A 13,267-nucleotide genomic window follows, 5' to 3' on the forward strand; every position below is an offset into this window, starting at 1 on the left:
TTATGCTCGCCCGGATTTTTTTGTTGCGTCTTTAAGCCAGTTCCAGTCCGCATCAAGCAGGTCTTGATTTGTGGCACGCCACTGCCAGTTTCCGCTCTGGCTTGAAGGCGTGTTCATTCTAAAACATTCTTTGCTTCCTATAATGTCCTGCATTGTAAGGATGCAAGTGTTCGAGGCACTTTCTAAAGCGGCCTTCATCATGCTTTTTCGGAGTTTTTCCGTACTTGTGAGCGAAAAATATTTTAGCGCGCTTAAAACATCCGCTTGTGGGGCAGAAGTCGTCCAGCCCAAAATCGTGTCGTTGTCGTGGGTGCCAGTATAAACCACCGAATTGGCAATATAATTTTCAGGAAAGTAGTCGTTTTCGTCCCGCGTGTCGAATGCGAATTGAAGAACGTTCATTCCCGGAAATCCTGTTTCTTTTAAAAGCTGACGGACACTTTCGGTCAAAAAGCCCAAATCCTCGGCAATTACTGGTTTTTTAAGAATTCCTGTCGCCTCAAAAAAATCCATGCCCGGACCCGGCCGCCAGATTCCGCCTGCTGCAGTTGTATTTTCCGCCGGAATGCAGTAAAAAGACTCGAATCCCCGAAAGTGGTCGATTCGGATTATGTCGTAAGTTTTAAGGCTCCGTTCAAGCCGTTTTTGCCACCATTCATAATTCGTGGATTTTAAGTGTTTCCAGTTGTAAACCGGATTTCCCCAGAGTTGTCCGTTTGCCGAAAAACTGTCCGGCGGGCAGCCTGCAACTTCAAGAGGTTTTAGGTTTCCGTTCAGCAGAAAATTCGCAGGCGAAGCCCAAACGTCGGCACTGTCGCCAGAAACGTAAATTGGCAAATCCCCGATGATTTTTATGCCTTTTTCGTTGGCGTATTTTTTAAGTTTGTTCCATTGCATAAAGAACAAATATTGGAGCATTTTGTAGTAGGAAATTTCTTTTTCGTGCCCGTTTTTGAATTCCAAAAGAGTCTGTTTTTCCCGGAGTTTGAGGCCGTCTTCCCAACGGGAAAGGGGCGCACCGTTGTATTTGTCTTTTATGGCCATAAAAGTCGCATAATCGTCAAGCCAGTCTGCGTTTTTGCTGCAGAAAGATTCGTAGTCGTTCGGAACGTTCAGAAAGAAATTTTCTTCTATTATATTGAATACTTTTCTTCGGTTCTGGTACAAAAGACCGTAATCAGCTCGTCGCTCATCGCTTCCCCAGTTAATCAACTTGTAATCGGAACATTCAATATAGTCGTCCTTTACTAGCTCTTCAAAATCTATAAAATACGGATTTCCGGCAGCGGTAGAAAAACTTTGGTAAGGGGAATCCCCGAATCCTGTCGGGCAGATTGGAAGCATCTGCCAGTAGGTCTGATTGTTCGCACTGAGCATATCAACAAAGGAATACGCCTGTTTTCCCAGCGTTCCGATTCCTGTTTCTCCCGGCAATGATGAAATGTGCATGAGAATTCCAGATGCACGGTTTTGTAAGTATGACATAAATAGCCTCGTTTAATTTTGCCCGAATTTTGTGCCTCTAGTATTACAAATCAAATAATTGTCATGCTGAATCCTGTGCAACACAGTTGCTGCGGAACCCCGCTAGTATAACGAATCCCAAAACAAAGATTTCGAAACTAGTTCGGAATGACGGTTAATTATTAGAGGCGTTCGGAAAATTCAGCTTTTCGAACACCTCTATTATTCGTTGTACTAGGACTGTCCAATAAGTTCGTTGTATAGGGCGTGGATGCTGAAACAAGTTCAGCATGACAATACTTTTTGGACAGTTTCTTGACGCCCCTGTATTTTGGCATACAGATTCCGAATCAATTTCGGAATGACAGCTAATTCGATTCGTTATGTTAGCGCACGTTGCTTACGCTTTCCCCTTCAATAAATTCAAAGGGAATCAGAATATGGTTGTTCGGCGCTTTTTCGGTAATGCTTTTTAAGAGAAGAGCAAGACCTTGCTCCGCAAGCAAATCTGTTTTTTGGCGAATCGTCGTAAGGCGCGGAGTGCAGTACTGGGAAATTTCAAGACCGTCGAATCCTGTAACGGAAATATCTCTGGGAACTGAATACCCCCTGTCAGCGAGAGTCCGCATCGCACCAATGGCCATTACGTCCGCCATTGTGAATATTGCGCTGATGTTTGGAACTTGGTCGAGCAGTTTTTTTGCTGCCTGTGCGCCGCCTTCAAAAGAGTATTTTGCCGCGACGTACTGTTTCTCAAAATCAAAAGGAATCCCGTGAGACTCAAGTACCGTCAAAAAACTTTGGTAGCGTCTTCGAGAAAGCTCGGAACTTTCAAGTTCACCGCCAATCACGCCTATTTGCCTGTGACCGTTTTTTATTAGAAATTCTGCCGTAAAAGAAGAACCACCGCAGTCATCAATGCTGATGCTCGAAAGATTGCTGTTGTTTACCGAGTGCGCCTGATTTGAAATGAGCACGCAGGGAACTTTCAGCTTTGCAAAATCATCTTTGTAAACGTCTGGCGTACCGCCCAAGAAGACTATGCCAATCGGTTTTCGTGCGTAAAAAATCCGGCAGGCATATTGGGCTTCGTTCTCGTACTCGTCGAGCACAACAACGTCGGCGGTGTATGGAAGCTCTTCAAAGCGTTTCTGAATGCACTCCAAAAGGGAGTTGAGCAAAATGCTCGACATTCCTTTTACCAGAATAAGAATTGTGTGCCGTTCCTGTTCTTTTAACAGCTTCGCGTTTTGGTTCAGCACAAAATCGTATTTGTCGATTACTTGCTGAACTTTTTCGCGCATAGCCTCGCTTACTCCCGCCTGACCGTTTAACACACGGGAAACAGTTCCAACTCCAACCCCGCATTCCTTCGCAATATCTTTTATAGTCATATCAACCTTTCACAGCACCAGAGATAACTCCACTGATGATATAGCGTTGTGCTAAAAGATAAAAGACGATAATCGGAATGATTGCAAGCATGAGCATTGCCATGAATCCGCCGTAATCGGTTGCTCCGTAAGCCCCTTGCATCGCAATCTGTATCGCGACTGGAACCGTTTTGTCGTCGGTGCCGAGTACAAGATACGGAAGAAGATAGTCGTTCCAAATCCACATGGCGTTAAGAATTGCCACGGTGATTGTAGTTGGTTTTAGGACCGGAAAGACAACCAGAAAGAACGTTTGGAGCGGCGAGCATCCGTCAATCTCTGCGGCTTCTTCAATGTCCACTGGCACCGATTTTATAAAGCCCGTGAACATAAAAACCGAAAGTCCCGCCCCGAATCCAAGGTAAACGAAGTTGATTCCAAAAATATTGTCAAAATTAAGTCTGTTTACAATGTACGTCATTGTGTACATTACCATTTGGAAAGGGACAATCATGCTGAATGCAAATAGATAGTAAAGACCTTTCGTGAATCGGTTACGAACCCGCGCAATGAACCAGGAAGTCATGGACGTGCAGACTAGAATAAGCCCAACCGAGAACAGCGTTATGAACGCAGAGCGCAAGAACGCCAAGAAAAATCCTGATGAAGTAAGGCCAGTAAGATAGTTCGTAAAGCCTACAAACATTTCGCCTTTTGGCATGGCGAACGGCTGGCTCGAAATAAAGAGCCGCGATTTAAAAGAATTTATGAGTACCAAAGCGATTGGTACAAGAAAAATTATTGAAAGCACGATAAGCATGTAAAAAAGAATTGAATTGATTCGTGCAGTTTTTACTTTGTCGTATCTCATTGTTCAACCTCCTTTCGAGTCGTAAGTTTTAGCTGCAGGAATGCGAGGGCAACGACAATAAGGAAGAAAACTACTGCCTTTGCCTGTCCCACGCCCTGCCAGCCTGTTCTTCCGTAGAAGGTGTTGTAAATGTTGAGGGCGAGCATTTCCGTAGTGTTTTCCGGCGCGCCTGCCGTAAGGGCAAGGTTCTGGTCGAACATCTTAAAAGTGTTTGCCAGCGTAAGGAACATACAGATTGTGATTGACGGCATTACAATCGGAATCTTTACTTTTATGAGTGTTGCGAATGCCGAAGCTCCGTCAATCTTTGCGGCTTCCAAAAGTTCGTCCGGAACATTCTGCAAGCCTGCAATGTAGATTACCATCATGTAGCCGATGAGCTGCCAGTTCGTGAGGATTACGAGTCCCCAGAATCCGTATTCGGTCTTGAATGTAATGTCAACTCCAAAGTACGAAAGGACTCCGTTAATCATCAGGTTCCAGATGTAGCCCAAGACGATTCCGCCAATCAGGTTCGGAAGAAAGAAGACGGAACGGAAAAAAGTCGTGCCGTTTAGTTTTCGGGTCAGTATGAGTGCCAGCGAAAAGGCGAACACGTTTACTGTTATCATCGAAACAAGCGTGAACAAAGACGTAAATCCGAGTGCATGGACAAATTCTTTGTCGAACGTAAAAGCTTTGATGTAGTTTTCAAATCCTACCCATTTTGCATTCGTTACGGTCGTGAACTTTGTGAATGAAAGCCCGATTCCCATGAGGAACGGAATTACAAAGAACAGCGTGAACGCAATCAAGGTCGGAAGTACGAATATGGGGAAATAACGGGCGACTGATTTTCTCATTTTACCGACTCCTTTCTGCTTTATTCAAAACTTACTGGATTGATTCGCTTTCTTTTGCCCAGCTTGCGGCAACGTCAGAAGCTACATCGCTCCAGTCTTTCTGCTGCTGCGCATATTTGAGAAGCGAAGCGCCAAAGTCGTTCTTGAATTTCTGAGATGGAAAGAGCGTGAAGTTCCATGGTACGGAAGTGATTCCTGGTTTTGACATCCAGTTGATAACTTCTTTTGCGAGCGGGTCTGTTGGACGTTCTGCATCTGTGAATGTGTCGAATGGTGCAATGAATCGAAGTTCGTTCGTTACGTAACGTTTTCCGATTTCGCTTGAGAACATCCAGTAAACGAAGTCTGCCGCGGCTTTCTGGTCAGCTTCCGAAGCCTGGCTGTTGATTGAATAGAAATTCTCTGTTCCAACGCACAATCCCTGTCCTTCTTCGCCAGAAACGTCTGTGTAAATTGGGAGATATTTTACGTTCTCTGCCTTTACTTTGTTTCCGCTTACGCCTTCAATCTGTCCCCAAGCCCAGTTTCCGTTCTGAACCATAACGCATTCTTCGAGTGCGAATTCAGACATTGAATCCACGACGGTTTTTGTTCCGACTGTCTTTCTGTCAACGGTTGAGTTTTCCAGATACAGGTCAAGAATGTTCTTAAAGTTGTCGCCGTACTGGAACGAGATGCGGTTTGTTGCGTCTGATGAAAGGTCAACGTTGTTTGTTTTGAATTCGTAGTAAACCGGAAGATTTGCAAGGTGAGTCTGCCATCGCCAGTCCTCGCCGGATTTGAGAGAAGTTGAAGCGAATACGCCTTTGATTCCGAGTTCGCTTGCCTTTGACTGCATGTCGTTTACGAGTTCCTTGAGTTTTGCAAAATTGTTGATTTCGTCCATGCTGGTAAAAGTTGTCGCGCGGTTTTCGAGAGCGAAATATTTATCTGTGAGAGCTTTGTTGTAAATGATTCCGTAGCCTTCGATTGCGTAAGGAATTCCGTATACGCCGTCTCCTGCCGTAACTGCGATTGATTTGTCGCTCAGGTGCTTGTATAAATCAGTGTCTTTTAAATCTGCGCAAAAATCCTTCCATCGTGCATAGCCTTTTGGTCCGTTAATCTGGAAGAGCGTCGGTGCTTCTTTTGTAGCCATTTTTGACATGAGAGTTTGCTCGTAAGAGTTGTTTGCGGCTGTCTCAACGATAACTTTTACGCCCGTTGCTTTTTCGTATTCAGCGGCAAGCTGCTTGTACTGTTCCGTTACTTCTGGCTTGAAGTTAAGGTAGCGAACTGTTGCGGTGGCTTTTTTCTCTCCGCAAGACGTAAAGAGCGCACTTCCTGCGGCAAGAATCATTCCTGCTGCAAATGCAGATACAAATTTGATTGAACTTTTCATAATAAACTCCTGAAAAAGGACTGAATGATTTTTGGAAACGTTTCCAAACTTTTTTCTAGGATATTTCAACATTCTTATTTTTGTCAAATTTTTTTTATAGAAATTTAAGGAATTTTATGAACGGGGAGGGGAAAAAAAATTTAGAGAATTGTCATGCTGAATTCATTTCAGAATCTAGACTACCTGCCTGTAAAGTATAAGACCCCGAATCGAGTTCGGGGTGACACAGAATTGCGCTTTTAGATGGGTGTGGGTGGTTGACCGTAGCCGAAACCACCGTAGGCTAATTGAAATTAATCTTCTGTAATTAACCTATTCAAATAACTTTTGAATTAAATTTTCGATTGTAAAATTTCCCCAGCTTGAAATATCTGTAAGACATGTTTTTCCGCTTGTTGGATCTGAATTTTGAGTTTCAATTTTTCCTAAAACTCTCAAAGTTACAGCACTTGCTGCCCATTTAGCTCTTGTAAGTTCTTTTTTATTTTGTTGCGTAATAGTTGTCACCTGCAACAACCATAATCAGGTTGTCAGATGAAGTATCATATTTTAAGTAAATATTTCCTGTAAAAGAGTTGCTAGAGTTTGAAACTTGAGTTGTTGGGACTGAGTTTTCCTCAGAAGTATCTGTGTACTTGTACCACTTATTTCCAGTCTCATTTAAAATAAGCTCTGTTGCGCTAAGTCCGTCGTCTCCGTCTTCGCCTGCGCAGCTGGTAAACAAAAATCCGCTTGCAGCGAGCAATGCTGCGGTTAAAATCGTAAAAATCTTTTTCATTATTTTCTCCCGTTAAAATTAAAATAATCTGTATCGATTTTAATGGGCATAAGGCGTTTTTTCAAGGACAAGAAAGTTGAAAAACTAGGGTTCTGCATTGTTACAAGCAGTTTATCCTATGCGCCCGTAAAAACGCGCATTTCTGAAAAAATAGCCGCCTAGTCTGACCCCTAGACGGCAGTGACCGAAAGGTCATTTACCTTTGATGGAAGAAGACCAACTAAACTTTAGTTGCACTTCTTTTTATATTATATCGGATTCCAATATAAAAATCCACAAAATTTTAGAAGCCGATTCTTACGCCCGCGTATGCAGAGGCACCGGTTCCTGAAAAACTTGTGGCAAAGTCCGTGCCTGCAAGGCGAGCCTGGCAAATAATCTCAATGACGCGGAAGTTGAATCCAAAGCCGAGTTTTTGGTAAAACATTTCGTCAAGGTACGAAGTGCCGAACGTAAGATTAAAAATATTAAAAGCCGAAATAAGGGCATCTAAAGAATATTCTGCATAAATTTTTGAGTCAGAAGTGTACGGATTTCGTACGGCAATGGCAGCCATCGGATTGATTCTAAACCACTTGGCTCCGCCAAAAGGTCGCCATGAAGCGTTCAGGCCAACTTTTAGCGGTCTGTGAATTTTAAAGTCTTCTTCAGAATATTCCCAGTCCGTGTGACCGTGCTCCGAGTTGTGTTCCTCGCTGTCGCTGAGCTTACCAAGAAGGCCGTTTGTCTCGAATGAAGCGTAATAGCTTGTGCTCGCCTTGTGCTTTAAGGTTCCCGCAACAATCGGAATGCGTGTGAACAAGCCTGCGTCAAGACTCGGAAAGAATCTTTTTTCGAGGGCAAGTCCAAAGTCAAATCCGCCGTTGCTTAAAATCTCGTTGACCGCGATTTCTGGAATCTTATTGTCGTCGAGCATACTCTGCAAGCTCACGCAAGAATACACTTCAACAGGCGCGGAAGCATACGCCTTAATTTCACCTGTTTCTTTTGTGGAGAGCGAACCCGTCGCTGTTGTTTCTGGAACGTAAACGAGCGGAACGAAGTACGATGGCATAAATTTTACGGCAAAGCCTTTGATTTTTGTCTGGAGCGAAACTCCCGCGTGAACGAAGGTCTCAAAATGCCCGGTTACGTCAACTTTTCGACTTTCTCCGATTTCAATTCCTTCTGCAAGGAACGCGAACAAATCGTGGGAAATGCTCATAAATCCCGTTGCGTCAACTCCGCCAAAAAAACTCAGCCTGCATTTTTCGCCAATATTAAGGTTTACAAACGCTTTTTCATGGGTTGCGACACCAAACTGCAATCCGTCGTCCGAAATATCATTTGAAATCTGATTAAAGTCAATAACCAGGTCTTTGACCAAAAGATTGCTCGTAGAAAAATAATTGTTTGCGCCTCCCGCCTCGGAATCCACGCCAATCTCAAAATATCTGTTTGGTTTGTACAAATCTGCGGCAAGATTTTCGTCCGCAAAAGCGGCTGTTGTTGTTATTATAGATGAGATAACACAAAAAACGAATGATGAAAGTAAAATCTGCTTTTTCATTTTAGTTACCCCCCATTAATCCTTAGAGTTCCATAGTTCAACGGTTCCGTCTGTTTCAAGCTTTATAGAGCCGGTAAGTCCGAATTTTGCATTTCTTGTAACGGTCACTTCGCCTGTTCCAATCTGTGCCTGAATTTTTGGCAAGAATGGATAAGTTGTAAAAATCGACTTTGCCTCATCTTTTGTGAACTCAAATGCGTTGGCTTGGCCAGGCGTAAAATCAAGTTCTTTTAAGATGCCGGACTCGCCTTTATCTTCCAAAGTTGCATTGAACGAAAGCCCTGTGGAATTTATCACTTTGTAGTTGAACTGGAATGACTTCAACACATCAGCCCATTCATTCCATTTTTCGCTGTCTTCCGCGGAATCCCGTTTTAGAATATCCTCCGTGATTTCCGCATCTTCGCTCATCAGTGCAAGAACGTCGTTGATTGTAACGAAATTGTCGTTTACGCCGTCAGTTGTATCGGTAATTTCGATTTTTAGCGGAACTACAAGAACGATGTTTACGTTTATGGCGGCCCCTTTAGATAGTGCGTTAAGTTCTTCTCCGCTGATAGTTAGCGATGAACCCGTTCCCGAAAGCGAGAAATTATAGTCAAAGGTTAAGTTGTCTGGTCTTGCGTTAAAGACATCGCAAAGTGTGTCGGAAGAAATTTCGTAAGAGTAATTGCCTTCCGCGAACAATTCTTCGCTCGTTACCATTCGGTTTTCGTTTGCAAGGGTTTCGAGAGTTTTAATTGTTCGCTTTACTGGGAGATTGGTGTTTGATGGCACAAATTGTTTTGAAGTTCCTGAGTAATTTGCAGTTACGCTTCCGCTTGCCGTAAAGCTGCTAAGGGCATCAATTCCAGGTTCGTTGATAAAAAGATAGCCTTTTATGTCTTTGAACTGGATATTGTTGATTAAGTCTGAATTGTCGCCAGAAAGAAAGTCGCTCATCATGCTCGAAAAATTCAAGCCAGTGTCGATTGAACCACTTTTGTTGCCAATGTCGGCAAGGCTGATTTCTACCTCGGTAAGTTCCGTAATGTTGCATTTTCCGTTGAGCGAAATTTTTAAATCGTCCGAATTTTCCGGGAAAATGATTGTGGCATTTTCCAAAGAGATTTTTATGTAGCTTCCGTTTGTCGTTACGGGGTTTGGAGTTACTGTTTTGCCTGCAAGACTTGCAGTTTTGTTTATAATGTAGCCGTCTGCCTGAACGTCTGTAAAGTCGTTGTTTTCAATGCTGATTCCGCCGCCGAGGGTAAAATTTTGCTCGTCCAATTTTACGCCTGTCCAGCCGTCTGGAAGCTGGCAGTTAAAATTGAGAGTTCCCTGTGCGATTGTTGCGTGGTCAAGTTTGTTGTTGAGACCTGTGAGCGGAAACTGTTCGTTGATGTTTATCGTGCCGTCGGTGCCAAGGTCGTCGTTCGTCATTGTAACGCCGGTGATTTTTGAAAGCGTAAGGCTTGATTCCGGGCCTACGCTAGCTGTGTATTGCCGTTGTGTGCCGACGCTTCCGCCCAAAATCGTGCCGCTTGCAGTAATCCGCATTTGTTGAACGATTGTTCTTCCCGCAAGGTCAATGTAAGCGTCCCCGCCATGACCGACTTCTACAGGTTCTGACACCGCAATAACTTCACCTGTAGCAGCGTTTTTTAGCGTAAAAGTTGCGCGCATACGAAAATCTGCTGAAGGAGTTCCGTTAGGAGCCAAAGTGATTTTGAATCGTCCGCGCCTGACTGTCATCTCCTCAAAATCCGGGCTTGTGATATTAAAGTTCAGACCCACGCCTTCAATAGGCGCTTCACTATCGCCTGGCTCAAAAACCCGAACCGTTTCTCCAGTTACCGTAAGATTTTGCTGAACCGTATTTTCAAGGTCAGGTGCAGAAAATGAAGATTCGAATGTGATTTCATCCAGATTCGAATCAGAATTCAGTGAAATCGGAATCTGCACAATTGGGTAATTTAGCGCATACTGAATGACTTTATCGCCGTTGTCATCAGGATTCGCTCCTTCCGCCGTAGGGTTGTAGTCATACACAGAGGAATGAAGCCCACTTGCTTCTGAATCTGATGTATTTTCGTCAAGAATTTCCTGAATTTTCTCTGCAGACATTTTGTCTTTTATGGCAAACTCGCCGGAACCCAACGGAACTGCAAATGAGCCTTTATGTTTTACAGAAATTGATTCTGGCATTGTCAAATCAGAACAAGAGAATAATAAAATTGAGAATAAAGCAGAGAATATTCCAATTTTTGCGTAGAGTTTCATAAGCGAACCTCCTTCGTATAAATTAGAACTTTTTTAATTGATTGTTAAATAGGAGAAAACTCATTTACCTTGCGAATTTTAACACAAGCAAATACTAAAAACAACATTTTCATAAAAATAATTTTAAATTTTTAGAAAATTCTGCATAATCGGTGCGAGTTGACCGCCCCCTAAAAGTTGCTTGCGATGCGCGAGCAACAAAACTGCACCCCAACCTCGCCGCCGTGCTTGTCGCGGCGAGGTTGAAGCACCTGCAAGAAGTCTAACCAGAGCGCGAGTTTTGGGAAACGCTAAAAGTTCTTTTTTTGTTCGGAAAAGTTTGCTTGTGCGTTTCCGAAAACTTGCGAGAAACGCACAAGTTGATTTTTTCTCTAAAGTTCACTTACAGCGTTTCTATGCATGGTTGCATGACATTTTGTCTACGGATAGAATAGCGTGCATAGGAGTTTTCAAATGAAAAAATTATCAATTATGGCTATTGCCGCAGTTTCATTGGCTGTGCTTTTTGTAACAGGATGCAACAAAAAAGAGACTGCTTCAAAAGAACAGACTGTATCAAAAATCACAGGCGTTGCTGACCTTGTTGGAAAACATATTGGTGTTCAGGCAGGAACTACAGGCGAAAGCTATTCTCAGGAAAATATCAAGGATGCAAAAGTTGATTCTTTTAAAAACGCAATCGATGCTTCGCTCGCACTCAAAAACGGAGCAATTGACGCAATCGTAATCGACGAACTTCCTGCGCTCGAAATCGTAAAACGAAACGCTGACCTTGAAATCATTTACGATGATTTTTCTTCGGAAGAATATGCAATTGCCGTTCAGAAAGGAAACACAGAGCTTTTGGAGACAATCAACGAGACAATTGCAAAGCTCAAGGCTGACGGAAGATACGATGCGCTCATTTCAAATTTCATGCCGCTTGAAGGCGAAATTACAATTCCTGTAATCGAAGCAATTGGTTCGGACGGCGTTTTGAAAATGGGAACAAACGCAGCTTTCCCTCCTTTTGAATATGTTGAAGGAACTGATGTTGTTGGATTTGACCCTGCAATGGCTCAGTACATTGCAAATGCAGCCGGAAAAAAACTTGAAATCGTGGATATGGCATTTGACGGACTTATCGCCGCTCTTCAGGCAAACGCAATTGACTTTATTGCAGCCGGAATGACAGCTACGGAGGAACGCCGACAGAACGTTGATTTTTCTGAGCCATACTATCAGACAAAACAAGTAATCATCATCAAAAAATAGATTGCAAGACTTTTTTCCGCAGTAGCGGATAGGTCAGGGAACTGCCGTTAAGATTTTTCTTTTGGCAGTTCCAATCTTTTTTTGGGAGACTTTATGCTAGAAAGCTTTTTTAACACAATGATTGCCAAAGGTCGCTGGATGCTTATTCCTCGCGGGCTTGGCACAACACTTTTGATTGCGTTGTGCGCGGTTTTAATTGGTTCCGTTTTGGGCTGCACGTTCGCACTTTTTAAAATATCAAAATCAAAACCACTTAATTATATTTCTTCATTTTATACTACGATAATTCGCGGAATTCCGATGGCGACTCAGCTTATGATTTTTTATTTCGTTATTTTTGCGCCGCTCGGATTTAGCAACACGGTTGCCGTCGCGATTATTGCGTTCGGGATTAATTCCGGGGCTTACTGCACAGAGATTTTTAGGGCCGGCATTCAGGGCGTTGACCCAGGACAAATGGAAGCCGGAAGGTCACTTGGGCTATCGTGGAGCCAGACCATGCGAAAAATCATTTTGCCACAGGCATTCAGAACGATTTTGCCTACATACACATCTGAATTCATCACTCTTATAAAGGAAACTTCCGTGGCAAGTTTTATTGCCGTCGTTGATTTGCAAAAAGCTTGCGATAACATTCGTAATGCAACTTACAACGCTTGGATTCCGCTGCTTTCGTGTGCGGCAATTTACCTTATCCTAACGCTCGGACTCACAAAATTCTTTGCGATTTTTGAGAAAAAACTTGCAAAATCAGACAGGAAATCAAAATGATAGAAGTTAAGAATCTCATAAAAAAATTCGGATCGAATGTCGTGCTGAACGATATTAGCGAAACGATAAAAAAAGGCGAGAAAATCGTTATAATCGGGCCTAGCGGCGGCGGAAAATCAACTTTTCTTCGTTGTCTGAACCTTCTCGAAACACCTGATTCTGGAAAAATCATTTTTAAGGGAACTGACATAACCGACAAAAAAACTGACATCAACAAAATCCGTCAGCAAATGAACATGGTTTTTCAGCATTTCAATCTTTTTCCGAATCTTACGGTTTTGAAAAACATAACTTTGGCTCCCGTGATGCTAAAAATCATGACAAAAGATGCTGCCGAGGAACGTGCGAAAGCCCTCTTAAAACGAATCGGCCTTTTGGACAAAGCCAACGAATATCCTTCGAGCCTTTCGGGAGGGCAAAAACAGCGAATCGCGATTGTGCGCTCACTTGCAATGAATCCTGAAGTGATTCTTTTTGACGAGCCGACCAGTGCGCTTGACCCGGAAATGGTCGGCGAGGTTCTCCAGCTTATGAAAGACCTTGCAAACGACGGAATGACGATGGTTGTTGTTACTCACGAAATGGGCTTTGCCCGCGAAGTTGCCGACCGAGTATTTTTTATGGACGGAGGAAAAATTGCGGAGCAGGGAAGTCCTGAGCAGATTTTTACCGCGCCAAAAAGCGATAGGTTGCAGCAATTTTTAAAATCCGTGCTAAAATAA

12 protein-coding genes are annotated in these 13,267 nt (G+C 43.2%); 3 read left to right on the plus strand and 9 right to left on the minus strand.

The features are described from left to right. From malQ to JI65_RS00235, 9 genes are all read right to left on the minus strand, one after another. Nucleotides 1–1,485, minus strand: a complete 1,485-nt coding sequence (malQ, locus tag JI65_RS00195; protein WP_191013342.1) for a 4-alpha-glucanotransferase — start codon at nt 1,483–1,485, stop codon at nt 1–3. 365 nt (nt 1,486–1,850) lie between these two features. Continuing rightward, entirely contained in the window at nt 1,851–2,858 is a 1,008-nt protein-coding gene (locus tag JI65_RS00200) for a LacI family DNA-binding transcriptional regulator (protein WP_191013343.1), read from the minus strand. 1 nt (nt 2,859) lies between these two features. After that, the gene (locus tag JI65_RS00205; protein ID WP_191013344.1) at nt 2,860–3,708 is read right to left on the minus strand and encodes a carbohydrate ABC transporter permease; all 849 of its coding nucleotides are present in this window, start codon (nt 3,706–3,708) and stop codon (nt 2,860–2,862) included. After that, nucleotides 3,705–4,550 carry a carbohydrate ABC transporter permease gene (locus tag JI65_RS00210; protein WP_191013345.1) on the minus strand — a complete coding sequence of 282 codons (846 nt, stop codon included), beginning with the start codon at nt 4,548–4,550 and terminating at the stop codon, nt 3,705–3,707. Before JI65_RS00210 ends, JI65_RS00205 begins: the two co-directional genes overlap by 4 nt. Nucleotides 4,551–4,581: 31 nt before the next feature. Next, nucleotides 4,582–5,931 carry an ABC transporter substrate-binding protein gene (locus tag JI65_RS00215; RefSeq protein WP_191013346.1) on the minus strand — a complete coding sequence of 450 codons (1,350 nt, stop codon included), beginning with the start codon at nt 5,929–5,931 and terminating at the stop codon, nt 4,582–4,584. Between the two features lie 312 nt (nt 5,932–6,243). Then, a complete protein-coding gene (locus JI65_RS00220; RefSeq protein WP_191013347.1) occupies nt 6,244–6,438 on the minus strand; it encodes a hypothetical protein in 195 nt (64 codons plus the stop codon). Beyond that, nucleotides 6,413–6,709, minus strand: coding sequence for a hypothetical protein (locus JI65_RS00225; RefSeq protein WP_191013348.1), 297 nt, complete (start codon nt 6,707–6,709; stop codon nt 6,413–6,415). The genes JI65_RS00220 and JI65_RS00225 overlap by 26 nt, the downstream gene beginning before the upstream one ends. Before the next feature lie 283 nt (nt 6,710–6,992). Further along, the gene (locus JI65_RS00230; RefSeq protein ID WP_191013349.1) at nt 6,993–8,258 is read right to left on the minus strand and encodes a hypothetical protein; all 1,266 of its coding nucleotides are present in this window, start codon (nt 8,256–8,258) and stop codon (nt 6,993–6,995) included. Nucleotides 8,259–8,273: 15 nt separating this feature from the next. Further along, nucleotides 8,274–10,520, minus strand: coding sequence for a hypothetical protein (locus JI65_RS00235; protein WP_191013350.1), 2,247 nt, complete (start codon nt 10,518–10,520; stop codon nt 8,274–8,276). A 453-nt stretch (nt 10,521–10,973) separates the two neighbouring features. Between JI65_RS00235 and JI65_RS00240 the strand changes: the two genes are divergently transcribed. From JI65_RS00240 to JI65_RS00250, 3 genes are all read left to right on the plus strand, one after another. Beyond that, nucleotides 10,974–11,774: a transporter substrate-binding domain-containing protein gene (locus JI65_RS00240; protein ID WP_191013351.1), complete on the plus strand. Its 801-nt coding sequence runs from the start codon at nt 10,974–10,976 to the stop codon at nt 11,772–11,774. 93 nt (nt 11,775–11,867) lie between these two features. Next, complete coding sequence (locus JI65_RS00245; RefSeq protein WP_191013352.1) at nt 11,868–12,545, plus strand: amino acid ABC transporter permease; 678 nt, start codon at nt 11,868–11,870, stop codon at nt 12,543–12,545. After that, nucleotides 12,542–13,267, plus strand: coding sequence for an amino acid ABC transporter ATP-binding protein (locus tag JI65_RS00250; RefSeq protein WP_191013353.1), 726 nt, complete (start codon nt 12,542–12,544; stop codon nt 13,265–13,267). Before JI65_RS00245 ends, JI65_RS00250 begins: the two co-directional genes overlap by 4 nt.

The sequence above is a fragment of the Treponema zioleckii genome (assembly GCF_014737315.1).
GTDB lineage: Bacteria > Spirochaetota > Spirochaetia > Treponematales > Treponemataceae > Treponema_D > Treponema_D zioleckii.